Source organism: Dictyobacter sp. Z7_2 (assembly GCF_057551105.1).
Genome location: NZ_BAAJPE010000002.1, coordinates 693004 through 718767 on the forward strand (window position 1 = coordinate 693004; position 25764 = coordinate 718767).

The 25764-nt window shown below is 50.6% G+C and carries 22 protein-coding genes; 19 read left to right on the plus strand and 3 right to left on the minus strand.

Features of this window, described 5'->3' with window-relative positions:
• The first annotated feature begins 132 nt into the window (after window positions 1–132).
• Window positions 133–435: a hypothetical protein gene (locus tag AC27N8_RS16305; protein WP_487068447.1), complete on the plus strand. Its 303-nt coding sequence runs from the start codon at window positions 133–135 to the stop codon at window positions 433–435.
• Window positions 436–479: 44 nt separating this feature from the next.
• Here AC27N8_RS16305 and AC27N8_RS16310 read toward each other — a convergent pair whose 3' ends face one another.
• On the minus strand, window positions 480–710 hold the full coding sequence (locus AC27N8_RS16310; RefSeq protein WP_487068448.1) for a hypothetical protein: 231 nt from the start codon (window positions 708–710) through the stop codon (window positions 480–482).
• 159 nt (window positions 711–869) lie between these two features.
• On the opposite strand from AC27N8_RS16310, the gene terL reads away from it, so the two are divergent.
• The 18 genes from terL (at window position 870) to AC27N8_RS16400 (ending at window position 24142) form a co-directional block, all read left to right on the plus strand.
• A complete protein-coding gene (gene terL / locus AC27N8_RS16315) occupies window positions 870–2381 on the plus strand; it encodes a phage terminase large subunit (protein ID WP_487068449.1) in 1512 nt (503 codons plus the stop codon).
• Window positions 2378–2653 (plus strand): hypothetical protein, encoded by a 276-nt coding sequence (locus AC27N8_RS16320; RefSeq protein ID WP_487068450.1) that lies wholly within the window; start codon window positions 2378–2380, stop codon window positions 2651–2653. Before terL ends, AC27N8_RS16320 begins: the two co-directional genes overlap by 4 nt.
• The gene (locus AC27N8_RS16325; RefSeq protein ID WP_487068451.1) at window positions 2650–5091 is read left to right on the plus strand and encodes a phage portal protein; all 2442 of its coding nucleotides are present in this window, start codon (window positions 2650–2652) and stop codon (window positions 5089–5091) included. The genes AC27N8_RS16320 and AC27N8_RS16325 overlap by 4 nt, the downstream gene beginning before the upstream one ends.
• A gap of 140 nt (window positions 5092–5231) precedes the next feature.
• Complete coding sequence (locus AC27N8_RS16330; protein ID WP_487068452.1) at window positions 5232–5687, plus strand: hypothetical protein; 456 nt, start codon at window positions 5232–5234, stop codon at window positions 5685–5687.
• 935 nt (window positions 5688–6622) lie between these two features.
• Entirely contained in the window at window positions 6623–8155 is a 1533-nt protein-coding gene (locus AC27N8_RS16335; RefSeq protein ID WP_487068453.1) for a hypothetical protein, read from the plus strand.
• A gap of 6 nt (window positions 8156–8161) precedes the next feature.
• Entirely contained in the window at window positions 8162–9889 is a 1728-nt protein-coding gene (locus tag AC27N8_RS16340; RefSeq protein ID WP_487068454.1) for a hypothetical protein, read from the plus strand.
• 18 nt (window positions 9890–9907) lie between these two features.
• Window positions 9908–10807: a hypothetical protein gene (locus AC27N8_RS16345; protein WP_487068455.1), complete on the plus strand. Its 900-nt coding sequence runs from the start codon at window positions 9908–9910 to the stop codon at window positions 10805–10807.
• A complete protein-coding gene (locus tag AC27N8_RS16350; RefSeq protein ID WP_487068456.1) occupies window positions 10807–11097 on the plus strand; it encodes a hypothetical protein in 291 nt (96 codons plus the stop codon). The genes AC27N8_RS16345 and AC27N8_RS16350 overlap by 1 nt, the downstream gene beginning before the upstream one ends.
• On the plus strand, window positions 11094–11492 hold the full coding sequence (locus tag AC27N8_RS16355; RefSeq protein ID WP_487068457.1) for a hypothetical protein: 399 nt from the start codon (window positions 11094–11096) through the stop codon (window positions 11490–11492). Before AC27N8_RS16350 ends, AC27N8_RS16355 begins: the two co-directional genes overlap by 4 nt.
• A complete protein-coding gene (locus AC27N8_RS16360; protein WP_487068458.1) occupies window positions 11493–11972 on the plus strand; it encodes a hypothetical protein in 480 nt (159 codons plus the stop codon).
• A gap of 23 nt (window positions 11973–11995) precedes the next feature.
• Window positions 11996–12388, plus strand: coding sequence for a hypothetical protein (locus AC27N8_RS16365; protein WP_487068459.1), 393 nt, complete (start codon window positions 11996–11998; stop codon window positions 12386–12388).
• 10 nt (window positions 12389–12398) lie between these two features.
• Window positions 12399–13019: a hypothetical protein gene (locus AC27N8_RS16370; protein WP_487068460.1), complete on the plus strand. Its 621-nt coding sequence runs from the start codon at window positions 12399–12401 to the stop codon at window positions 13017–13019.
• 44 nt (window positions 13020–13063) lie between these two features.
• Window positions 13064–13504, plus strand: a complete 441-nt coding sequence (locus AC27N8_RS16375; protein WP_487068461.1) for a hypothetical protein — start codon at window positions 13064–13066, stop codon at window positions 13502–13504.
• Between the two features lie 99 nt (window positions 13505–13603).
• The gene (locus AC27N8_RS16380) at window positions 13604–16450 is read left to right on the plus strand and encodes a phage tail tape measure protein (protein WP_487068462.1); all 2847 of its coding nucleotides are present in this window, start codon (window positions 13604–13606) and stop codon (window positions 16448–16450) included.
• Window positions 16447–22050 carry a beta strand repeat-containing protein gene (locus tag AC27N8_RS16385; protein WP_487068463.1) on the plus strand — a complete coding sequence of 1868 codons (5604 nt, stop codon included), beginning with the start codon at window positions 16447–16449 and terminating at the stop codon, window positions 22048–22050. The genes AC27N8_RS16380 and AC27N8_RS16385 overlap by 4 nt, the downstream gene beginning before the upstream one ends.
• A 29-nt stretch (window positions 22051–22079) precedes the next feature.
• Entirely contained in the window at window positions 22080–22454 is a 375-nt protein-coding gene (locus tag AC27N8_RS16390; RefSeq protein ID WP_487068464.1) for a hypothetical protein, read from the plus strand.
• Window positions 22451–23545 carry an N-acetylmuramoyl-L-alanine amidase gene (locus AC27N8_RS16395; protein ID WP_487068465.1) on the plus strand — a complete coding sequence of 365 codons (1095 nt, stop codon included), beginning with the start codon at window positions 22451–22453 and terminating at the stop codon, window positions 23543–23545. The genes AC27N8_RS16390 and AC27N8_RS16395 overlap by 4 nt, the downstream gene beginning before the upstream one ends.
• Before the next feature lie 12 nt (window positions 23546–23557).
• On the plus strand, window positions 23558–24142 hold the full coding sequence (locus AC27N8_RS16400; protein WP_487068466.1) for a hypothetical protein: 585 nt from the start codon (window positions 23558–23560) through the stop codon (window positions 24140–24142).
• A 131-nt stretch (window positions 24143–24273) separates the two neighbouring features.
• Here the strand turns inward: AC27N8_RS16400 and AC27N8_RS16405 are convergent, their stop codons facing one another.
• Together AC27N8_RS16405 and AC27N8_RS16410 are read right to left on the minus strand one after the other, a co-directional pair.
• Window positions 24274–25191, minus strand: coding sequence for a hypothetical protein (locus AC27N8_RS16405; protein WP_487068467.1), 918 nt, complete (start codon window positions 25189–25191; stop codon window positions 24274–24276).
• A 273-nt stretch (window positions 25192–25464) separates the two neighbouring features.
• A complete protein-coding gene (locus tag AC27N8_RS16410; RefSeq protein WP_487068468.1) occupies window positions 25465–25761 on the minus strand; it encodes a hypothetical protein in 297 nt (98 codons plus the stop codon).
• Between the last annotated feature and the right edge of the window lie 3 nt (window positions 25762–25764).

Below are 25764 nucleotides of genomic sequence, written 5' to 3' on the forward strand. Positions count from 1 at the left end.
CTTATTATACACGATATAGACCCGACATTCAAGGGTAAATAGGAGCAATTCAAGCCATTTTTGACCACTTGCAAAATATTCATTTGTCGTGTATAAATAGGGTATACATAGTGTGAAAGAAGGGCAAAAAACATGGTCTTATATACAGAAAAGGACATTCAAAGAGTCCTGAAGGAGTTGCGCATTGCGCCTGTCAATGGATATGTGGATGGATATGTGGATGGCAATGAAGCAGCAAAGATCCTAATGTGGCGGGCACGTGATGAGTTTGGAGTGAATCGCTCGTACGACTCGAATGCGCTTAGGCAGCAGGTGAAATCTGGCAATTTTCCTGCCGGCACCATTGATGATACAAATGGGAGAAAGAATCTGTACAAAATTGAGGCAGTGTTTCAACTGCCTATATCTCCCAGGCGTGGGAAGAAGGAAATCTAATCAAAAGACTCTGATGGTCATTGTGTCATCAGAGTCTTTTTTATCTAACTAAACATATCCATAATCTCTTGTGTTTTGGCCTTTGCGATCGACTCCACTTTGAACTGGCCAGCGGCTGTTTGGAATACTATTGTGTTCAACAATACTCCGCGTTGTACAGAAACGCCAATGATCGCACTGCGCATCACATTCCATACCACTTTGTTAAACGGTGCTACTACCTGGACGGATCGATCAGAAATAATAAGCTTTCCTTGTTTGCACGTTGTTTCCATGCCTTTGTATCCTTTCAAATAACTCTATCTCTATAGACGCAAGGAGCTACCCTTTTTCTTACGCCCCGGTGTCACCCTTGCAAGGGGTTATAGCAACATGCTATACTTGATGCCAATAAAGTATCAATGCTGTTTTTATTGAGACTTTAGAGGTATCATTTGGTCACCAGCCCTCGCCCTTACGTCAATATGCTTGAGGCAGAGCGGGCCAGACGAGATTTTACGCTGTTTGTGAAGCTTGCCTGGTCTGAATTAGAGCCAGACACGCCCCTTGCGTGGAACTGGCATATTGACGCGCTTTGTCTTCATCTTCAGGCACTCTTCACCCGAGATATCACGCGTTTAGTGATTGGCATTGGGCCAGGGCACGCTAAATCAACAATCATCTCTCAATTATTTCCAGTCTGGTGTTGGCTTAACGATCCATACTCCAGGTGGCTCTGCGCTTCTCATGCGATGGATCTAGCTATTCGCGACAATGGTATCCGTCGCCGCCTTATCGAGTCTGAGTGGTTTCAAGCTCGATACTCTTATATCTTTTCCTTGGCCAAAGATCAGAACATGAAGAGCTTCTACCAGAACAATAAGAAGGGGCATATGGTTGCAGTTTCCGTGGGCGGCTCAGGGACTGGCAAGCGTGGAACGCACTTGCTTATTGACGATCCTAATAATGCAATGGCCGGTCAGGCTGATCTTGCAGCGACAAGAGAATGGTTTGGCAAGACCTGGATGTCGCGCCTCAACGATCGAAAAAACGGGCCAATGATCGTTGTTGGCCAGCGCCTGGGCGCAGATGATCTCATTGGACATATTTTGGAGCTTGGTGGATGGGAACATTTATGCCTGCCTGAAGAATTCGAGTCAGCGCGAAAGAGTGTTACATCTATTGGTTGGACTGATCCACGTACTTATGAAGGCGAGTTGCTATGGCCTGAGAAGTTTCCGAAAGAAGTGCTTGATGAGCTAAAACAGGGACTGGGAAGTATGAACTATGCCGCTCAATATCAACAAAGTCCAGTTCCCGCGGGTGGTGGCCAATTCCGTCAAGAGTGGCTGCGTTATTTTTCAGAAACGCCAGAAGCTTATCTTCTAGAAACCTCAACGGGCACGCGTTCCGTTTTGAAGTCAACATGCTGGGAATTTGCGACACTTGATCTGGCTATTAGTAGCAAAGAAACAGCCGACTATACCGTCTTCGCTATTTGGGCTGTTACTCCCGAGCGTGATTTGATCTTGCAGGATCTTTTGCGTATTCGTATCGGCAATCCTGAGCAGTTAAAGCAGCTCCGCCTGTTTCATCAGCAATACCCCTATGCTTACTTCAAGATTGAAAAAGTTGGGTATCAACTTGCATTGATACAGCAGGCACTTTCCGAAGGTATCCCTTGCAGGGAGTACAGCCCAGGGCGAGCTGATAAAGTAGCAAGGGCCTCAATTGCATCAGTATGGATGGAGAATGGAAAGCTATTCTTTTGTAAGAATGCCTCCTATTTAACGGCGCTTATTCCTGAGCTTCTGACATTTCCCAAGGCGTCTCATGATGATCAGGTTGATGTTATCTCTATGGCGGCAGACGAAGTGAGCAATGGACCACGTAACGCTGAATATCATCTCGATGCGATGCGCCAACGAGTCGCAAAACTACAACAATTGCAAGGAGCAAGAGTATGACAGACGAAGAAAAAAAGGCTGTATTAGCAGGTGCAGTCCGCAATAATATGACCACCGCGACTATCTTTACTCCCTGGCCAGGATTAGATCTCACGTATCGTGACGAAATGCTGTGTAGAACAACAGCCGGAGCTGGTCAGCAGAATGTCATCGCCATTGCGTCTCAGTGGGATTTGCACGACCTGGACGATGATGCTATCTGGCAGGTCGTCATAGAAGGTAAGCCAGTGCCTCAGAACACAAAGGCAGAAGGGAAACGGAAGAAGCGATGAGCAGACGAGCAAAACGCCGCCAAGCATTGCAACGGGCAGGCGGTATCACGATTCCCAACCAGATTATGCAGGCGGCTATTGCTCAACAAAGCTTGAAGCAAGTAGGCAAGACGGACGCGCTATTCTCTCCTGGTCAGCCGCTTGAAACACAGCCTGGAGCCAATCCGAAAGGATTGCCACGTCAATGGCAGTTTCCAATTGCGTATAACACGTTTGGTGTAGATCGCACGCTCAATAATGCTGATCTGCCGTCCTTTCAGCAGCTGCGCAGTTTAGCTGAGCTCTACGAGGGGATCATGCTCTGTGAAAAGGTCTGGCTAGACCTCATTCCACGCTTGCAGTTAAAAATACAGCTCAGTCCTGAGTTAGTTGCCACGGGAGCCAGCGAACAATCCTATCAAAAAGAGATTGCGGCTTACCAGCGCCTTTTCGAGAAACCGGACGGACTTAACGACTTCCATAGCTGGATGCGCATGGCAGTGACCGAGCAATTGCAGATTGATGCACTCTATATCTATAAGCAGCGCGACCGTGCTGGGCGTCTTCTTGGCTTGCAGATTGTGCAGGGTGACACGATGAAACCGCTTTTGGATGATCGTGGGGTCGTTGTTGGTTATCAACAGTTTCCCTGGGGCATTCCTGGTGAAACGTACTCGATACAGGATATGATCTATTTTCGGGAATCTCCACGCGCCAATTCCCCTTATGGTAAGAGCCGGGTTGAACGTATCCTGTTGCGCGTCAACCAGGCACTGCGCAAAGAAAAGAAAGACCTCGCACATTTCACAGAGGGAAATGTGCCATTTGCGATCATGGAAACACCTGAGGCCAGCAATTGGACGCCTGATCAGATTGATACCTTTGAGCAAATGTGGAATGCACTTATTGCCGGATCAGCACAGCAGCAGGTCCGTGTCAGGTTCACACAACCAGGTATGAAATATACGCCATTGGAGCAATACCAGCTCCTGAGCGACTTTGATCAATTCATTTTAAATATTGCCACAGCTGCATATGGTGTGAGCATGGCTGATTTGAGCTTTACTGGGGATATTCATAAGAGCAGTGATGATGGCCAGCAGAATATGCTGGGGCGTCGCACTATCTATCCGCTCACCAGTATGTATGCGATGTTGCTTACCTGGGTCATGCGTGATGACTTTGGTGATGATCGCTTTATCGTGACTATCGGTGGCTTTGAAGAGGTGGAGGATTTGGAGACACAGGCCAATGCGTATGCGTCTCTTATCCAGAATGCCATAATTTCTCCTGCTGATGCTGCACGTATTCTTAAACTCCCTGAGATCCCACAGACAGGACCGCTCTTCATCACCAAGAGCGGTCCCATTCTCCTTGCCAACTTTGCAGAAGACTCTCCCATGCGCAAGGCTCAGGAAGAGGCACAGATGGCCGGCTTTCAGATTGCTACTCAAAATCCAGGGGAAGAGGAAGCAGATAACGGGCGGACTGGAGATGAGCACACTGACAAAAAGAAAAAGTCATCTCCGACTAAGGATACTAGCAAGCAACCACTAGAACGCGCAGAAAGTGATCGCCCTGAGATCTTGCAGCATCATACAGGCATGATGCTTGCCTTTATGCTCGATACTGATACCGCTGAGCAGTTGGCTATCCCTGGTGGTGAAGATCCAATAGATATGCATTGTACGCTTGCCTTTCTGGGTGATATGAACGATCCAGCCCCGGCTGGCAAGCTTAATCCAGCAGAGACGCTTGATACGATGACCACAATATTATCTGCGTTCGCAAGTAGTGCAGAACCCCTGCAAGGGAAAGTAGGAGGACTTGCTCGTTTTACCTCGTCACCGTCGAGTGACGGACAATCACCCGTTATCGCGCTTGTAAATGCGCCAGGCCTCCAGGAATGGCGTCGGCGACTGGTGAATGTGTTGGAGTCGGCACGCTATCAGATTGCCAATGATTTTGACTACACGCCTCACATCACGCTGGCCTATATTCCAGACAGTGATCCAATGCCAATTGATGGTGTGTTGGCACTGCCATTGAGCTTTGATACCTTGTGTCTGGCGATTGGGGATGATCGCTATTTCTTCCCGATTGGGAATCAGAAAGAGGAAACGAATGGATTAATTACTCCAGATACGATCAGTAGCAGCAGGGACGATCGTACCCAAAACCGTGCTCTCTCAGCTGAGCTCAAGCGATGGCGTACTTGTGCACTGCGTGACATCAAATCAGGAAGACGTGTACGTGCCTTTGAAAGTGATCTTATCGCTTCTGAGGAACGAGCTCGTATCAGAACTGCGCTTGAAAGGTGTTCCACAGAAGACGACGTAAGAACTGTGTTCAAGGCGGTGCAAGAAGGGGATGAAAGTTTTTTCGTCGAGGCCGTCCAAAGTGGCGGCCACCAACAACCAAGCAAGTTGCTCTGGAGAACCGCTTTGCCAACCGCGTAGAAGCGTTTCTAAAGGGTGGGACACGCTCAGAGAGTCATCCCTATATCACCTTCTCACAACAGGCACGGAATGAGCTGATAGACGCAATTGCTGAGCTTTTACAGGAGGCTTACGAGATTGGCACTATCCATGGACAGGCGATGCTTCCAACGGAACGCGCTATCTCCTTGAGGAGTCCTGGAGGCTTCCTTGCAAGGGCGGGCGAGATCGTCGCGGGGATCATCGATCATGCACGTGAAATGATCAATAATGCTCTGGTCAAAGAGCAGTCTTCAGAGTCAGAACAGTCAGAAGAGAATGAGCAGTTGGGCCAGACAGACATTATTGATGTGACGATGAATGATCTGATTGAGAGCATGCCAGAGCTGGTAGCAGGAGACGAGATAACAACCGCTGTTGAGTCCGCAGTATATGACACGCTTCAAAGTGCCGGGATACCAGAAATTCAGAGTGTGAGTGAAGGTGATGGCAAGGTATGCCAGCGCTGCCGTGATAATGAGGCGGCAGGCGCTATTCCGCTGGGATCAACATTCCCATCGGGCGATGCATGCCCACCTTTTCATAATCGATGTCGATGCAATTTAACGATAGCATAGGAGGATTTACATGCTTCTTTATCTCTGTGGAATCTGTGGATACTGGCAAGATCTGTCTTTATCAGAGGCATTCAGAAATGCAGCAAACTCATTTGCGAAGGCTTTAAACCCAACTGCTGAAGTGCCAGGACCTGACGCGGTATTGTGTCCTTCAGGACATGGGCAGATGTGCCTTATCCAATCATCAGACCGCCTATCCGTGAAGAGCGAGCATAGCACACAACCCTTGCAGGGGGGTGAGCAAGAGTTTGAGACGTTGAGTAAAGATGCGATCCGAGCGACTTTGCGCAGTCTCAGAGATGAATATGCTCGAAACATAAACGAATCTACTTTGAATGCAAAAAGATATCTTGAACGTGGCGAATACGCAATGGCCGCTCTGTGTATGTCCAGAGCTGCCAGGCATGAGGAAAAGCGATTAACGGTAGGCCAGTTGTGTAATTTGCTCGGTATTCAGCTTGAGGGGTAAGAAGCATGCTCCAGAAACTACTGAAATGGCTTCTGCGCTATGCACGAGACTATCTGATCGGGTGGTATATGGAGCGCGGTGTCAGCTATAGCGAGGCTGTTTCTATCGTTGATCGTGAGTAACCCTTGCAGGGGTATATATGATTATCGCAACAAAAACATCTATCGATTGCAATGAATCCAATAAGTCGAATGGGCACCCGCTTATGCTTGCTCGTATTGACCACGACGCCTTATATCTCTGGTGTAAGCTTTGTCGTAAAGAGCACCGCTTTTCTCGAATGACTTTAAACACTGCATGGGACGAGTTAGATCGTCAATCGCTTCTGTGCTCTGATGCCACAACACCATAATATTGCGTTATGCTATAGCTATATGTTATAATCTCGACTATAGAAGAAAGAGCCATAGAGCCACATCGAAAGATGCTGGCTCTTTTTTTATGTCCATTTTCAAGGAGTGGCAGTATGCCAGAAGAAATCAAAATAGACATCTATCCAAAGCACGCTGAGGATTTAGGCATACAGCGTTCTATCAGCGTAAAAGAACGCGATGCCATTCCTGGAGATGATTTTGCCGGTCCTCACAACTCATTTCCCATCGATACACAAGAACATTTGGAAGCCGCAGCCAAGCTTATTGGTCATGCTGATGATCCTGCCTCTGTGAAACGCAAAGCTATCGAGATTGCCAAGCGAAAAGGATTGAAACTCCCTGAAGCCTGGCAAGAAGAAGAGAAGCCGAGCGAGGAGCGAACACAGATGCCAGAGCACGCCATGCTTTATGCGCCTATTACACGTATTGATACCGATAAGTGGGAAGTGGAAGGCGTTGCGACCTCTGAGGCGGTTGACAGTTATGGGACCGTTTTTTCCTACGAGGCGAGTAAACGCGCATTCCAAAAGTGGATTGATCGCACCGCCAATGTGCGAGAAATGCATGACCGCAAAGCCGTTGGTAAGGGCATCGGGGTTTTCTTCGATGACGCAGCCAAGCAAGTTGTTGTGCGAAGTCGTGTCAGCAAAGGCGCACGCGATACCTGGATGAAAATTCAGGAAGGCATTCTTTCCGGCTATAGCGTTGGTGCAAACAATCCAACATGGAGCAAGATCGAGCGTGGTGGTAAAAGCTATCCCTACCTCGTCAACTACGATTTGACGGAACTCTCCTATGTTGACAATGCCTCAAATCCTGACGGACATGGTCTCTCTATTTGCCGAGCTGATGGCATTACTGATGTGGTTGATGTGACCGAGCCGGAGCCTGAGAAAGAAGAGCAGCAGGTGCCTCTCGATACGTCATCATTGCCTCTTGATCGTGCCGGTGCTCGCCTGAGTTCTGATACGCAAAGCAGCCTCCACACTGCACGCGATGGGGCTATCCAGAGCGCTCAGCAACTGATGGCACTCTGCGACTGTGCAGATTGTCAGCAGATGGCAGCGGCTATTGATCCCGACAATGATGGCGATATTGACCTGCCAGGTGTGGGTGCCTCTGGTGCCTCTGGTGATCCTGATGGGGATGCCGAGCAACTGATGGCAGAACGCCTGGAGCGCCTGATGGCTCCTGTGTACCAACGACAACAATTATTCCTGGCTAGACTCTCCAGTCTGCCTACTTCAGATATAGATTTCTCTCCCCTTGTAGAGCGATTGACGCCGATCATGGAACGTCTCGCCAAACTGGATGCGATCGAAGCGGCTTTAGAGCGTGTTGCCTTACCATCTTCTAGCCTTGACGAAGTACGCGCCTCATTGGAGGCGGTAAGAGGTCAGGTGGAACGGATTGCAGCCATGCCTGCCCCTGGTGGTCCTATCCTCAACGGTGCGCGTCCTGTCGATAAAACGCTCATGTCTTCAACCAGCGCCAACTACTCGCAGCAAGAGCACACGCTAGCAGTGCTAGAACGACTGCAACAGACTGGCGCACTCGATACGATTGATAAACAAGTTGCCGCCGCCGCACTCGCAGTAGTGCCCACGCGTGGCAGAATAGGATAAAGACACATGTCAATTGATACATCCAAGTTGCCAACAGGGGCTCAGAAGAGCATTGGCAATACCGGTGGTGAGGTGAAAGGTGTCATCGAGGAAGGGTTTATTCCTGATGGCAATGTCCTGGCTGCACAAGCTGAGCGCTTTGCCGCCGCTCGCAGTGGTGGTCAGGCATACCAGCAGGGTGGCGCACTTTCTGATGAGATCGTCGAGCGTGTACAGGAAAACGCGTTCAGAGGTCTGGTTAATCTGAACAGCGACACAATCAATGCCATTCAGTCTGGTGAGATCAACCGCGATGGAACATTTAATGGCAACAACGCCAACTTCACTGGCTACTATCTGGAGCCCGCGGCAAAATTTGTCATACCGCAGATGACACCGCTACGGAATATGACGCCACGCGACTCCATGCCTGGTATTGATACCGTGAACTGGCGTACGGTGCTTGACTACTTTGGCGGCACTGGTCCAACAGTTGCAGGTGCGGCCGTGCAGCAGTTTGGTACTCCTTCGGCACTCTCCTACCAGTTCGGTAACATGTCCAATGTTGCCAAGATGCTGGCCTATCGTGACACCGTTTCGTTCGAAAGCGAACTGTACGGCAAAATGTTTCAGGGCGATGTGCGTGCCACCGTCGCGGCCAAACTAATCCCTGCTTTGATGCAAGAGGAAGAATTTTGGCTGATTAACTCTGGTCAAAAGCTGTGGCCTCCTGTGCCAGTCTCGAATGCAGCAACCGCAACATCTGGTGGGACAATTACTGCCGCAACCAACTGGATCAAAGTCACAGCGGTTAATGCCAATGGTGAGACACAGGCTATTCAGTCCGTTGCTCCTTCCATCGTCACAACCGGATCGACCTCGACCGTCACCTTCGACATTTACACAGTGCCAAGTGCGACCAAGTACAACGTCTACGTGGGAACCGGCGCGACACAACCAGCTGATAGTGCCATGTGGCTGCAAGGCGCGGCGGCGCAGTTTGGTGGTGCATCGGCTCTAAACCAGCCAACGAGCATTATCAAGCAGGGCTACTTCACCGTGACAGCTACCGCTGCCTGGGCGACCTCTGGGACAGCACTCTCAACGGTGACTGGTAACACCGCTATCGTCGTTAAATCAACCGACACAAATACCCTAAACCTGCCTTTGACGTTTGATGGCGCACAGGCACTCATCTATAACTCATTTGGCGCTGGTGGAGCGCTTGGTATCGCTGGCCAGACCCCGCTGATTGCACAACCTGCCGCGGCCAATGGCGCACTGGCACTCACAGATGTAGATACCTTATTGGAGAACATGGCACTCTCTGCACATGCTGATCCAGAGTACATGTTTTGTGGTATTAAAGACCACAAGAAACTCAGCAATCTGGTGGCTAATGGCACCAATTTCCGTGTGACCCAAACCAACGATTCTGGCATGGGTAACTTGATTGGTGGCCAGCGTGTCACGAAATACATCAATCAGACCACAGGCCGATTGATGGACGTGATCATGCTTCCATACCTGGGCCAGGGCACGATCATGATGGGTTCGTTCTCGATCCCCTTCCCGGTCAGTTCAATCGATAAGCCTCCGTTCCGCATCGGGGTAAACCGTGAGATGTGGGCGGTTGAGTATGCCCCAGATCAGTCACATATGACTCAGTGGGCGTATGCGGCATACCTGAATGAGACCCTGATCAACCAGTACTTAGGTGGTTGGGCACTCTTAACTGGTATCAGCACCCGTTAGCTGAGCAAGGGAATGCCGATGAATACCTATATTGATGCATATGCTTATCGAAGAGCAGTGACGGGGCTGGAAACAGCCTCGCTCATTGGGAATATTGGGAAAACGACCAGTGCCACCCTTGCAGGGGTAACAAGTCTCCCTGTTGGTCCTGCAACAACGGTGGCGCTCAATCAGTTTGACCAGATCACCATCTTCGATGGAGCTATGAGCGAAGTCGCGCAAGTGGCTTCTAATGTCGCTATAGGGGCATCGAGCATTCCCTTGCTACAACCAACGCAATACGCCCATGGGCAATACACAACTTTTTGCACTGACGGTGTCCTGGGAAGTCTCGCTGATGCAATTGTTGTAGCAAGCAGTTGGGTTGAAAACATCTGCCAGCAATCACTCTTTCAGCAGGCATACACAGGTGAGATATTGAAATTGCCGAGTATGCGCGGCTCGATCAACAATCGACAAAACCTGGTCTTCAGGCCACGGCATTTTCCAATTATCACGGACACCGGCATCATTATTGAGTCAAACAACAGCAATCCTGTCAGCTATGACGCGTCACAGATTGTGCTGGACGGCGCAAAACAGGTAGTAACTGTGCCATGGCTGGTAAGTGCTGGTAGTGGATCAGGCTCAGGTCAGTCGCTTTTCGCGATGGCTCCGTCACGATCTGCTGAACTGTTTTTGAATATTGCCTATACAGCAGGCTACACGCCTGATCAGATGCCAGGCGATGTCTCTGACTCAACAGTGATGTTGACCTCAGAAATTCTTGCCCGGCGACAAAATCCAACTGGCGCAAACATGTTAGTGCTAGGTGACAAGCGAATTCAGGTCACATCAGCGCACGACACAGTTGGCGAGTCATTACTTATCAAAGCCGTCAAGCAGAAACTCCAGTCTTACAGCGTGGAGGCATACTGATGAGTCAGGACATTATCGTCAATCAAAAGCGCGGCATCACTGTGTTGGCCAGCAATATCCCGATGCGCAAACAGCAGATGGCGTGGAAGGTGGCAGCCGATATGGGTGGAGCTGCCCCGTATGACTCTTATTGGATGCACACCCTTGCAGGGGTTGGCACGCTAAGTATTAACCGTGGCGACATCTTGCAGGACACCGTCACCAATGAACAGTATCGCGTCTTTGGACGGCCTGACGTCTCTGACCAGTCAATGATCAAAACCGCAGTAGAACAGGTGGTGGGATCATGAGCACACTCGAAGCCAGTTTTTCGCCGGCCTCGCTTAGCGAAATTGCACGTTTTGCGGGGATTCCAACGTTGCTTCAGCCTGAAGTCCAACAGGCAATGGAGCAAGGATCTGACATTATCATTGCTGCGTCTCGGGCAAATATGCACTGGAAAAATCCGTCAGGCAGGCTTGAGGGTTCGATGCGTCGCATGTCAGAGTCGCCCTATGAGATCATCGGTGGTTCTGATTTGCCGTATGCTCGTCGGCGTGAGGACGGCTTTGATGGCCCAGATAGTCTCGGGCGTATCTATCACGATCCTGGGGCATTCTTTTTGAGCAGTGCCATGGATGACAACGAGCAGCAGATCTTGATACTCATTGAGAATGCGGTTAATCGCACATTAGGAGGTGCCTAGATGTCCGATGCTACAGCACCGAACACACCCGCAATAGAGCAGGCTATACAGACGATGATGCAGGCTCTGCAACTGAACAGCACAGCTGCCTACAAAACAGTCAGTATTGGCGCGCTGAAGGATGTAACGGACGTCTTGCCACTGGCAGAGATCACCGCAGTCGATGATGAGACGGAACGTGTGAGCATGAATGCCGTTGGCGAAACGGTGCTGGTGCAGGATGATCAGGCATTCATGCTCACAAGTATCGTTGACTACACCAATGCCCAGGCAGCTGAAGAGCTCATCACACAATTGCGCGATCTGGTCACACAGCTATTTCATAGCTCACTGAACCTAAACAACACGCCGGGTGTCCAGGGCGTCTATCTCGATAAAAACGGCAAATATGGCTACGTGATGCGCAACGGCCAGTGGTACAGGATGCATCAAATCAGACTTATGGTCAGACCTTACTACGAAACAGTCCTTGCACATTAACCCTTGCAAGGGAGGAGAAAACGATGGCAATACCAGGATACGGAGCGTCCGTGTCTATCGCTCCAAGCACGGTCATCCATGACGTCAGCTCAACTGATCTGCCCTTTAAGATGGCAATGATTGATGTGACGTCGCTTAGCCCGACAACACCTGGCACTGAGCAGTACATACCAGGCTTGCTCGGCATGCAGTTCAAACTCACTGGTTTTTGGAATAAAACAGATACTGGTAAAGCCGCGCTGGAAACAGCTTTTTTTGCACGGACGAAGGTATCGTTGATTGTCAGCCCAAATGGTGGGACAAATACTTATTCCTTTTCTGGATGGATTGCTGATTATGACATCAAATCTGATCCAAAGAGTGCGGCGAGCGCTGATTTTACTATCCAGCTGGATGGTGGCGTGACCATCGTTTAGAGGTGTTTCAATGGCAATAGCTGGTTATAACAGTTCCGTTCTACTTACCAGTCCGCCTTCAGTAGCATTTACCAATGAGGCGTGTTCTGACTCTGGGACTCATATTACCTACACAATCACGAACCAGGCCAAGCGCTATCTGGATAAAGCCGTTGCGGTGGTTGTACAAACATCACCAGATGGAACGACCTGGACAACGATCACGACCGGGTTCACGCTCTATCGCGTCGGTGCGCGTGTCGTGTTTGCCGTCGCGCAAAGCCCAACACTTCAGGTGCGCCTGGCCAGCGGCAACTACTATATCTACGCTACACTGGTCCAGGCCAATTCGGTCGATTTTTCGGGCAAGATTGTCATGATTGACGTTACACCGTTCAACTCAACAGGCACAGAAAGCTACTTGCCGGGCTTGCTCAGCGGCACATTCAAGGTTGGAACATTTTGGATCAATACAGCGCTGAGCCTGCATCTGACAAATCGAGATCTGTTGATTTGCTCTTTTGTATTGCCGACAGGCAATCGCTACGAGGGCTATGTGTATGCAAGTGATGCTGGCCTCAAAGCAGATGTCAAAAGCGCAGTGACAGAAGATTTGACGTTCCAAGTTACCGATGAATTCTTTGCTGCTTAAACAAAGCAGAGACAACTTCTATAGACAAAAGGATGACAAGACATATGAACGCAGCAGAAGCACGAGCGCTCTTATTCCAGCGCAAATTGAACTATGAAGATTATGCCGGTTCTCTTCCTGGAGTGCCTGAGCTTGATGGACAGCTCGGCATTATCGAATTGCCTGCGAATGGAAGCTTGCAAACGGAAAAACTTGCAACGGATGCCAATGGTGAACAAGATCAGTCTCTGATCCTGGCAGGGCAGGTTGTGCAATCACTGGTCATGCGTGAGACCAAAGAACGGGTATTTACTGACGGTGATATTCAGGGAGTCGCAGGCTTTGGGCTCTCTATCCTGATACCGCTCAATAATCGCATCAAGGAGATCTCTGGGCTAAACCAGACGTCATTGGATATTGCCAAAAAAAACTTGACGAAAACGCCAGACTCCGCTTCTCCTTCACCCTTGCAAGGGACATCGGAGGTGCAACCCACGCAGAGCTGATGGAACGCATGAGCAGCACTGAGCTCACAAATTGGTGGGCCTGGTACGAACTGGCCGCACGCGATTTGAAAGCGGAAGCAGCGAGGAACGCACAGTAACATGGGATTGACCAATACGCTCACCTACGATATCAGAGGCAATGCAAATGACCTTTCATCCACACTGAAGGGGCTCGGCAATGCCTTTGGCAATATCAACTTTGGCCTGAAAAACCTGGGCACGTCCGGGACGATTGGTATGGATGCCTTGAAGCAGGGCACAATCGGCCTTGGCAATGCCATGTGGTCTGTGGCAGGCGTTGCAGCGCTGGCCGGGACGGCCGTTGCGGTGGGTATTGGGGTGAAAGCCGTCAAAGCTGCTGGTGATTTTCAATCCTCATTGACAACGCTGGTCACCAGTGCTGGTGAGACACAATCTAACCTCAAAATGGTGAGTGATGGCATTTTGCAAATATCGACCGATACCGCCACAAGTACGAAGCAACTCGTGGATGGCATGTATATGGTCGAGAGCAGTGGCAGCCACGGCGCGGCCGGCTTGCAAATTTTGCGCGTTGCAGCCCAGGGCGCGAAAGCTGAAAATGCCGATCTGGGCGTTGTGACGAACGCGCTCACAACTGTGCTGACCGACTACCACATGAAATCTGACCAGGCAGCAAGTGCCATGAATGGTCTTGTCGCCACCGTCGCCAGTGGAAAAACACACCTGCAAGACCTGAGCTCGGCCATGTCTGTCGTGCTTCCTCTTGCCAGTAGCATCCATGTCGGATTCAATCAGGTGGGCGGTGCAATGGCCACGATGACCAATAGTGGTGAATCCGCTCAGCATGCCGCACAGATGGTATCATTTATGCTCCGCGACATGGTTGCGCCTTCTGCCGCTGCGACCAAAGCAATGAAGGCGGTTGGACTGTCCTCTTCAGATGTCGCCAACACGCTTCAGACTCAAGGCCTCCCACAAGCCTTACAGCTAATCGAGGACCACGTCGGCAAAAAGTTTCCGGCCGGATCAGCTGAGTGGACAGCCTCGATGAAAAAGGTCATGGGTGGCGCTTTGGGCTTAAACGGAGCGCTGGAGCTGGGCGGCAAGAACATGTCCACACTGACGAACAATGTTTCCACGATCTCAAAGGCTATGCAGACAGGCGGGCAATCGGTAAACGGTTGGTCGGATATCCAGAGCAATTTTAATTTCAAAATGCAGCAGGCGCATGAGGCTGTTAATGTCCTCATGATCAAAATCGGTCAGGCATTACTTCCCGCGGTAACATCCCTGATGGGCCAGATCGTGCCGCTGATCACGCGCTTTACCGATTGGCTGGTGAAGTCAGGCGCACTGGAGAAGGGCATCGGTGGTTTGGCTACCACCATCAAGACAATGGTCTCTGTTGGCTCAAGCGTGGTCTCCTTCTTCCAACATAATCAGGTTGCCATGGCGGCACTGGAGGGGGTCGTGATTGCCCTTGCAGGGGTTATCGGTGGCGCGATGGTTGCCTCTCTGGTCTCAATGGCGATCGCCGCGTGGGCTGCGCTCGTGCCCTTACTTCCCTTCCTTTTGATCGGCGCGGCTGTCGCTCTGGTGATCGCCGGCATTGTGCTCGCGGTGCAGCACTGGGGCGAAATCGCACACTGGCTCCAGGGCGTCTGGGGGGCTGTGGTTGCCTGGATACAGGGCGCTTTTGGCAATATGGGCGCATTTTTTTCAGGAATCTGGAAGAATATCCAGCAAGCATTCGGAAATGTTGGAGCCTGGTTTCATACTCAATTTAGTAATGCGGCCAATGGAGCAAAGTCAGGGATCGATAAAGCCAAAGGGTTCTTTGGTGGCGTTGGTCAGTGGTTTCACGATCGCGGGTCTGAAGCGGGAAATGGGGCGAAAACCGGCTTCAAAAGTGTCACCGACAATATACAGACGGCTATGAAAAATGGTGTTGCTGCATTTCAATGGCTCTATAATCATAATTATTATGTAAAATACACTGTTGACGCTATAGTCAATTGGACAAAAGATGCAGTAAAGTGGTTGCAGGACGCTTACACGAATGTCACGCAATTCATCTCCAGCAAATGGCAGTGGTTGAAAGATCAGGCCACATCTATATGGGCATCCGTCACATCGGCAATTATGTCTGCGGTCAATTTTGTCGTCACCTGGGTTCAAAAAATTTGGAATGATGAAATTCGTGGAATAGAAATTGTCTGGGGGAAGTTGTCTGGCATGGCGACGACCGCCTGGAAGGCTGTCAGTACAGCTGTCATGTCCGCAATTAATTTTGTCGTGGGCTGGATTAAAACGATCTGGAATGATGAGGTTCGTGGCGTCGAAATTATCTGGGGGAAACTTTCCGGCATCGCTGCTTCCATGTGGGGAAAGGTGTCTGGCGTGTTCCGCTCCGCCTGGTCTACCTATATAGCAGGTCCGCTTAATTCGCTCTGGGGCTCTATCACAGGCTGGTTCAACAATTTATCTGGTCAGGCAAGTACGTATGGGTCCAACCTGGTCCAAGGATTTATTGATGGCATCAATAATATGGCAGGGCAGGCGGGACAGGCTGCACAAAACATTGTGTCCAATGTTGCCGCATTTCTGGGCTTCCATAGTCCAGCAAAGGAAGGCGAAGGCCGACATATTGTTGAGTGGGGCCAAAATATGGTTGCCGGCTTCAGCTCCGGCATCATATCAAGTATTCCGCTGCTGCGTGCAACCATGCAAGCGCTCAGTTCTCACCTCATGCCAAGCTCGTCGCTTGCGCTGACTGGTAACGGCTCGTCGCAACCGTTCTATCCTGCCTCTTCACCCTTGCAAGGGAGTGGTTCTTCGGCAAGTGGTGGCGAGATTCATGTACACAATCACATTTATTTAGATGGCAAAGAGATGACGAATACGCTCATGACAAAAGCGGTGAATGTCATACGTGGCCAGGGTGGAAGGATGGCAAGCATATGAGTATGATCGCAACAATTGCCGGGGTCTCAGTGAAGATATCTGCCATTTCTCGCCCAGATCGCATCGACCAAAGAACAACGTGTAGTGTGACGGTAATTGACCTGGCAGGCACCGCTTTCTACAGCAAAGGGCAGCCGATCGTGATCACAGATAGCATCCTGGGCACGATCTTTACAGGATACGTGAACCAGCCATCCGCGACAAAGCTCTATCCCAACCCTGGCAAGATGTGGACGCTCGACTGTGTGCAGCGTGCTGACTATCTGGCCGGGAAAAGGACCAGCAACAAAACATACGGCAATCAGTACAGTGGCACGATCGTTGTAGATCAGGTCCAGCGTTATGGCGCCGCGGAAGGCTTAGCCGCCAACGCCGCACTGCGCTGGGATGAGCTGCAAAGCGATTGGACTGCTGGCACGCTCTCCAACGCCACTGCGACCACGAACGCGTCAACGGGCAATCCTGGCGCCGGAGACCTTGAATTATCCCTTGCAGGGGCGAATATTTCTATACTGGGGCCTGGTTTTTTACTGGGGTATAGAAATGCGTTAATGCTCACCGGCTATGCCAGTTCTGGTTATACGACAGCCTATGTGTACAGGCAAATCTGGACTGGATCTCAGGTCATTGCTACCAACGACTATCTTACCTTTGACGTCTGGATACGATCAGACTCACCGAGCATCACTGCATCTGTCAACGTAACATGCTCAGATGGCACGACATTAAATGCAAGCGCGAACACGGACAATCAGGGCATGAGCATGGCGATCAAAACCGATCTTTCAGGGCTTGCCAATGACCAGTGGTACTCACGGCTGACATTCTTTACCGGGTCATTTGTCGGAAAAACGATTGTTTCCGTCGAAGTCGCCTTAGGTGGTGTCAATGCTGGGACGTACACAGCCTATTTCCGGCGAATCATCTACAATATTTCAGCGGGTGGGAGTGTCACATTTTTCGGGGATGCAAGTACCCTCAGCACAAATAACCAGACGCTCAACAATGGGTATTCGAACGTTTTGTTGACGCAGGTCCAAACCAGTGACAAGATTAGTGGCACAAGCCCAGTACCACTGTCCATCAGTACCGTTGGCATTGTACGCGACTCCCAGATGACCTACGACAGCTCTATTCCAGACACAGGAAGTGGCATCATCGAGACATCAATCGATGGTGGCGCGTCATGGCAACTGCACAACAAGTCTGGTGATCCAGTTGCAAACCTGCTTGCCGGCATGGTGGTGACTGGCCGATCATTGCTGTACCGATATGTTGTTATGCAGGGCTCTGATCCTACTGCCTCACTTAGCTTCGGCACTGTCAAATTAATAGTCAATAGTGCCTATAACGCCACAAAAAGCGACGTGGTGCAAGCATACACCACCGCCACGGATTTCGCCCTGGGCACACTCACGAACCTGAAAACCGTTGGTACAAGTCCCGTGAAAGGGATTACTCTCAACGGCTTTCAAGCCACCTGGGACGGGATCGCGCCATCGGCGTCATCCTTTGGCACCGGCAATAGTTCATTAATTAACAAACAGATTTATCTGAACTGTTCGAACACATTTGACTTTCGACTGCGCATGGACTTTGCAGGGACATGGGCAGATGGAGTCATAGAGGTCGATGTGACAGTGCCAAATGTCTCTGCAAGCGCTGGCATTGTCTATCGCACAACTGCATGGCAGGCGAATAACAACACGTATGCCTATGCTGTTAATCTGACGACAACCAATATCCAGTTAGGTCGTGGAACAAATAACGGCTCAGGCACTGGCACGTTTACGAATATCGCCAATCCAGCGATCGCGCTCGCGGGGAATAGTGTGCACCGCCTGAAAGTGATCGCGATCGGATCAAGTCATCAGGTGTTTCTTGATGGAGTGCGTCTGATCAACGCCACAGATAGCACGTACCTGTCTGCTGGCAATATCGGACTTCGGACATTTAATAATTCAGGCTCGACGGTTGCCGTCCCATACGACAATTTTGGCGTCTGTAGCGCCCTGTCAGGCACCTGGCAGTCTCCAAGCGTATCCCTTGCAGGGGCTGGCAGTTACGGGAATAGCATCTTCTCCTGGGACACAGATGGACTTCCTGACGGCACATGCTCTATAAGTGCGCAGACGTCTATCGATGGAGGTGCAACGTTTCAGACGGCAACCAACGGCGCGTCAATACCAGGATTAACCGCTGGCCAGTCACTCACAGGCGTCTCACTCATCGTTAAGATGACGCTCACGGCATCCAATGCCCCTGTCGTCCCAGTCATGAACGGGGTGTCGGTGTGGGTGATGGGCTCATACACGTCAACAGGCTACCGCATTAGCCCAAGTCTTACCCTTGCAGGGGTTGGCAGAGCCGCCACCGCACTGGCCAACTGGAATGCCAATACGCCAGTAGGAACTGGACTCACCGCGCAGACAAGCATCAACAATGGCACGAGCTGGCAGACTCTCACAAGCCCCGGTGATCCAATCACATACATAAACACACAACCTGATCCTGAAGAGGATACATTCAGTTTGGACAGCCATACGGATTATGTGCAGGGTAACTTTGGGGGCACGACAGGGTCATGGACCTGGGACACAGCCAATAGCAGGCTTGTGGGATCAGGGGGCGTAAACGGGACATTGACGGTGCTTGCCGATATTGGCATTGTGGACAACCAGGTCCAGGCCGTCTTTGACCAATGTGATGGATCTGGCCTGCTCGCCAATTATTCAGTCTCGAGCGCTGGCTATTATGTCCAGATCTGGGACGGCTCAGGAACGGGCACACAGAACCGTGTGAAGCTTTTCCGTCGTGCAAGCTCTACCAATACACAGGTCGGCTCAACAGCCACGATCAGCTTTGTGCGTGGTACACCGCACCTCTTTACACTCGACATACAGGCAGGTGTGATCACGGTCAGCATGGATGGCACAACGCTCATCACGTATACCGATGGCTCGCCCCTTGCGGCAGGTCATAGCGGCTTGCTCCTCAATACCCTTGCAAGGGTGTACAGCTTGAGGACTATGCAGTATGGCCAGAATGTCACCAGTCTCAGTCTCCTGACCAAACTGATTTTGACCTCAACAGATCCCACACAAACACCTCAGGTGTTGAGCTTACAGGCGTTTGTGGGTAGCCCGGATATCGGAGAAGGGATCCTTTTGCCATCCGTCGCGTATCAGCGCACATTTCTCAGCGATAATATTGCTGACCTGAACACAAAGAGCGACTACTGGCAAAATTGGAGAAACGATAACACGCTGCTGTTTCAGGCCAGAGAGGCCATTCCAGCACCATACGTGCTTAGTAGTCTCAATAGCCAGGTGATTGGCGGCCAGACAATCAACGATGTGTTGATTGACGGCGCCGAGCTTGATAATGCCGCGGATAGCTACCGCAATCGGCAAATCATGCAAAACGCCGTCGCCGTTGCGACGTTCACTGAAATCAAGGTCGGCGATGGGTCTACGACATCCTGGAGCGTGTCTAACCCACTCGTCGCACCACCCGATAGCATCGTCTTAAATGGTCAAAGTCAGACATTCGGGATCAAGGGCATTGATAGCGGAAAAGATTTCTATTATCAGGTCGGATCGACAAGCATCGATCAAGACAGTAGCCAGACCGTTCTGCAAGATGCAGACAGCTTTTCTATCATCTACATCGGCTCCTTCTTTCAGGATGTGGTCCTGGACAATGTCGGACAGTTTCCAGGCACGATCTCACAATCGATGATGCAAACCATTGAAAATTCAGCAGGTGGGAGCTCATCCGGTATTGTAGAGGCAGTGTTAGATCTGAGCTCCACGCCGACGACCGTTGAAGCGGCAACCGTGCAAGGGAACCAGTTGCTCCAGAGATTCGGCAACATCGGGCGCACATTCAAGTGCAAGACGCTGCGCAGCGGCTTCACCTCTGGCCAGCAGGTCAGTGTGTTTGTGCCAGAATTCAATTTGAGCAATGTGCAGATGCTGATTGCGGAGGTCGACGTCACTGTTGTTCAAGCACCTGGTGTGACCGGTGGGCTGCTCTACGCGTGGCAGCTCACACTCATGGAGGGGCCAAACCTGGGCTCGTGGGTTCAGTTATTCACCAATGCATTTTCACCTGCCCAGAGCTCGGGCGGGGCAGGAGGAACATCTATGCCAACAGTTTTTCGACAGAAAAATGTCTTGTATGTGGAAGATTATGGAGCCGTGGGCGACGGCATCTCAGACGATACCAGCGCACTCCAGGCTGCGCTCTCAGCAGCGACCACTGGTGAGATGGTGCAACTCGCGCCGACAACGTACCTTATAAGCGCTTCACTGCTCTATCCCGGCGGCATAAAAATTCAAGGCGCTGGGGATAGCGACTCAGGCACGGTGATCAAGGTTAAATCAGGGACGGCACTCACCACGCCTGTTCTGTGCAGCGCCGACTGGTATAACAATGCCTCCAGCGCTGGCAACCCTGTTTTGATCAGCGACATTAAAATTGACGGCAACTCAGCGACCAGCGGACTGAACGCACACGGTTTTGTCGCGATGAACTTTTGGAGTTCATTCGATCGTATGACGATCACAAACGTCGCTGGAGATGGCTTCCTGTACACGGCACATAGTCGCAATGGCACCCACATCAGCAATTCATGCGTCGAGCCCAAAATCTCGAGATTGCAGGTCCGTACCTGCGGCGGCGAAGGTATCCACATCAAAGATGATGGGACAGGTGGTGGCAACGCAACGACAGACGGCTTTCTGACAGACTGCATTGTCCAAAATGCAGGTTTAAATGCGATCAATATCGAGATGGGGCCAGGATGGCGCGTGGTGGGCAACCACATCTACGGCACTGGGACTGGCGGCATTATTGTCAACAAATGCTTTGGCTCACGTGTCCACGCGAACTACGTGGATGGTTTCGGCTCTGGTTCCGCGACGTTTATTGCTGGGATCTCAATGAGCATTTTGAATGGTCGCGGGAGTAGTTGTATTGGCAATGTGGTCGGATTTGAAAGCAGTACGGCGACAGGGCCATATCAGGGCATTGGCATTACCGGTGCTGGATCTGCTGCATCTGTCTGCGAAGTCGGCTACAACGTTGTCAATGGCAATAACCAGAGCGCAAGCAATGGCTATGTCATCCAGGCTGCGGCCTCACAACAGCCGTATAGCTGGGTGGTCTACTTTCATGACAATGATGCCATGAACGTCAATCACTACAGTTTCATGGACACATATACGACCGGGGGCGATCTCCAGGTGCTGCAACATATTGCCAGTGTGCAGTATAATCCGCCGACAGCTGCGGCTGGAAGCAATGCTGGGACCTCGCCACCAGCACCAGTGTTGACAAACTGCTCAGATTTAGATGGGCAAATCACGTTCGGCACTGGCACAAGCCCAGCGCTCGGCAATATGGTCGTGCTCACTTACAACAAACAGTACGCCACCGCGCCACGCGTTGTGTTTACACCGATTAACGATGCGACGGCGGCCTTACGGTGGAATGTGGTCTCAACTACCACAGGCTTCACCTACCGTGTTGGAGTCGCCCCAGCAGCAAGTCAGGCCAACACTATCTATGGTTTTCACTATCATGTGCTCGCTTAGCCCCCTTGCAAGGGGTAAAGGAATGTAGTATGGACTTTTTACTTAATCATTTATTCGGCATATTAGACGCGATTTTAATTTTAATCACTGCGATCACCGGCTATATTGTGATCAAAAACGTGAAGCGTGAAGCAATTATCAAAATCCAGGAACAGACTATTGGGGCATTTCAACAACAAAATGATGTACTGCAATCGCAGATTGACAGTCTCAAAGAGAATATTCTTGACCTCAAAAAAGAAAATGAGCGACAACAGCATATCGTCGAAACCATTCAGGAAGCGCTGAAGAAGCGTGGCATGATCGTCACAATTGACGGCGATCTCGTAACAATTACTGACAACAAGGGATCGTCCAGCACGATGAGACGGCTGACAAAGCCTGGACAGGAGGGCAAGGCATGACGGATCAACAGGGTGCAACGTGGCTGCCAAACGCGAACTTTTTCCTCAATAGAAATGGTGAACAAGCGCGTTACGTGATTTTGCATAGCACGGCCGGGGGGACCAGCGGTGTCGCCATCGCTGACTACTTCGACACGACGCAGAACACAAACAATCCGGTTAGCAGCCACTACGTTATCGGGACGGCAGGTGAGATCGTGCAGGCAGTCGCCGAGAAAGATGGCGCTTGGGGAAATGGTGCCCTGGCCGCCGGGCACGCACCGTTCTGGGATAGAGCATGTGGAGGGATAAACCCTGTCACAGGTCTGCCTAATATCAATCCGAACAACATTACCATTTCGATCGAACACTGCAAACCGTCGCTCGACAATTCTGACAGCTTAACGGCTGCTCAACAGGCAGCAAGCTTCAAGCTGATCAAGGATATCTGTGAGCGTCGAGGTATTCCGAAGCGGGCAGCTGACAGCACAGGTGGGATCACCGGTCACTTTTCACTTGATCCTGTCAGTCGTGCCAATTGTCCAGGGCCATATCCCTGGAATGATTTATGGACGTATCTCGGACAATCAACACCACAAGGAGGACCAACTGTGGCAATACCAACAGGATGGCACGACGACGGGAAAACGTTGACCGCGCCCAACGGCATAAAAGTAACCGACGGCTTTCGGTCATACATCTTGACGCATTCATGGGACGCCGGAAATGTTCCACTTATGCCCGCACAAGGACTCACACCGCTGGAGCTGTCCAATCCAGGCTTAGGAGGTGGCACACGTCAAACGTTTCGCTGGAGTGCATTGGAGTGGACCAGCAAAAACGGCGTGTTTGAGGCATGGATCGGGCAGGAGCTAGCGACTGTAGTGAACTTGCTCCACTCAACACAGGCAAGTCTTGCAGCCACACAGACGGCCTATAACAACGTACGCGACGAGAAAAATGGACTCGTCGGCCAAAACCAGGCGCTCACAGCTGAGCTCAATCAGCTGAAGGCTCAACCAGCATCGGATGCTGCACTGAAGCAGCAAATAGCAACGGCTTTACAACCCGTATCAACCGCGCTCCAGCAAGTTGAAGCGCTCGTGAAATAAAGGACTATTCATATGACCACACAACAAGCAATTTTCGCAGTATTATCTGCTATCCTGCCCGCGCTCGGAATTGTTTTACCCGGCATTTTAAAACAAGATAAGCTGTCGTCAGTCGCGAACGGCTGTATTGCGACTATTATCATAATTGTCGTCGCAGGTTTGCAAGCCTGGAGTGAAGGGCAACTGAATCTAGTCAATCCCTATCTTGACTTCCTGGTCGTTCTGGCCGGGATCTCATCACTCCTTGCTGGGCCATTTAAAGGAGTCGATCAGTATCTACAAAGCAATGTTGGCCCTGGATCGGGTACGCCTGCCCCGGTAACCTCCTTGCAGGGGCAAACAGAGGATTTGATCACAGGACTTATCTCTGTCTTCGCTCAGCACACACAAGCTATCCAGGGGCTCACTCAGGGGTTGCAAGGCCTTGCGGCTACGCCTGTTACTACAGTACCTACAGCAACGATGACACCCGCTGTGCATGGTCCAAGTGTTGCAAATACACCCATTGTAGATGCACCTGCTATGAGTCAGCAGACGTCAATCCCAGCATTTACATCTACAGCTGAGATCCCAGCAGTGAGCACACAAAGCGCATAAAAAAGAGAGCGTGCGCGGGAGGTGTATGGTGCCTCACACGCCCTCATATGTTACATAGTTCTCATGTCCCCAAAAACGGGAAAGAAAAAGGAGAGAAGTTTTGAGGCTTCTCTCCTTTTGTGTATGTACAGTCAGTCCAACGACAATACCATTTGACCTGGTGATATTTCTTTCTGAACAGGGACAACCTTAATAACTTTTTTGGGTTTAGGCTTAGCGATAGCATCAGTTGCTAGCAGAACATCATCCATACGCCCTTGTGCCATTGGGGCGAAACACCCGCATCCTCCCCAATCGTCTTTATCGTAGTCAGTATCACCTGCTTCTAGACGGAGTCGAAATGCCTTGAGTGTCATTGGCTTCGAAGAACCTCCACGTCTATCCTTCAAAATAGAAATATCTTTCTCGATATACTGGCGAAATTCTTCTTCCTTCTCTTCCCACATGAGATAGCGATCAGGCAAGGTAAACCACAGATGCGCCCAGTGCGCTTGCCCTGCCTTTACACAGCCACCACCACAGTTATTATGCTCAAATCCAAGCGTATAGAGTCGTGGGACAACAATCCCAATCGACTCAAGGAAATTAGAAATGGTGCATTTATCAACATACGGGTGCTCGGCAAGAGGAAACCAGGCTTTTTCAGGGGCTATGTCAGCCTCAAGTCGTGACATACGGTCAATCTCAGACCACTCATAGCCAAAGACACGCGTATACGTTCCTGGTGCGTAGCGAGCTGTGATCACCTTATCCAATGCCTCACGCTTTAGGAGCATACTACAAGGCGCTACATCAGCACCACCAGGCAAACGAAGCGTGATACACCTACGATCTTTCCATGTTTGCCAGATAGTACGCCCATCGGCTACACGCTCAATTTTAATTCCAAAGTAGCGCTCCTGGTCATCCAAGAAGCGATAGAGATCTTCATCTTCTTGCTTGGTGTCGGCAAAGTACGCAACTGTATTTTCCTTGCCGTACTTGGCCAGCGTTCGTTTTAAAGCTTCAAACGAAGTCAACCCGCCTGAAACATTTACAAGATAGATCATAATTATCCTCTCACTTCACCCTTGCAAGGGTAAAGGCATAGTCATTTCTTCAGTCGCATTCACATCACGCAATACTATTTGATTTTTAGACGATTTTGATACTTTTAAGAAGGTATAGACAATTAATAAATCCTGGCGCAGCCTTGCCTCACGCAGACACAAAGGGCAGAGTGCAGGGCCGCAGCCTGGGCAGATCATCACACCGCAATCACAATGGACGTCGGTGTAGGACTGACAATACATACAGGGTCTCGTATACATATGACACAATTTCTACTTCACACGCCGCTCAGCCAGGTCAACGGCATCCAGATATAAATTGATATATTCCGCGTCTAAGTAGACATCCTCTGGCCCATCACCCTCACGGTCTCCACGGATAATCACACATCCTGGCTCTGCACGGTGTATATGCACTGGTGCATGGAAGACCACCGGCGTGGTGCGCTCTGCATACTCTTCGTGGTTGTCATCACAGTGATACCGTCGATGCATCATGCGATCCAGCACTCTCGGTAGCATTGCAGCCAGCACGATAAAGGCAAGAACAGCCATAATCTTTAAAAACATGTC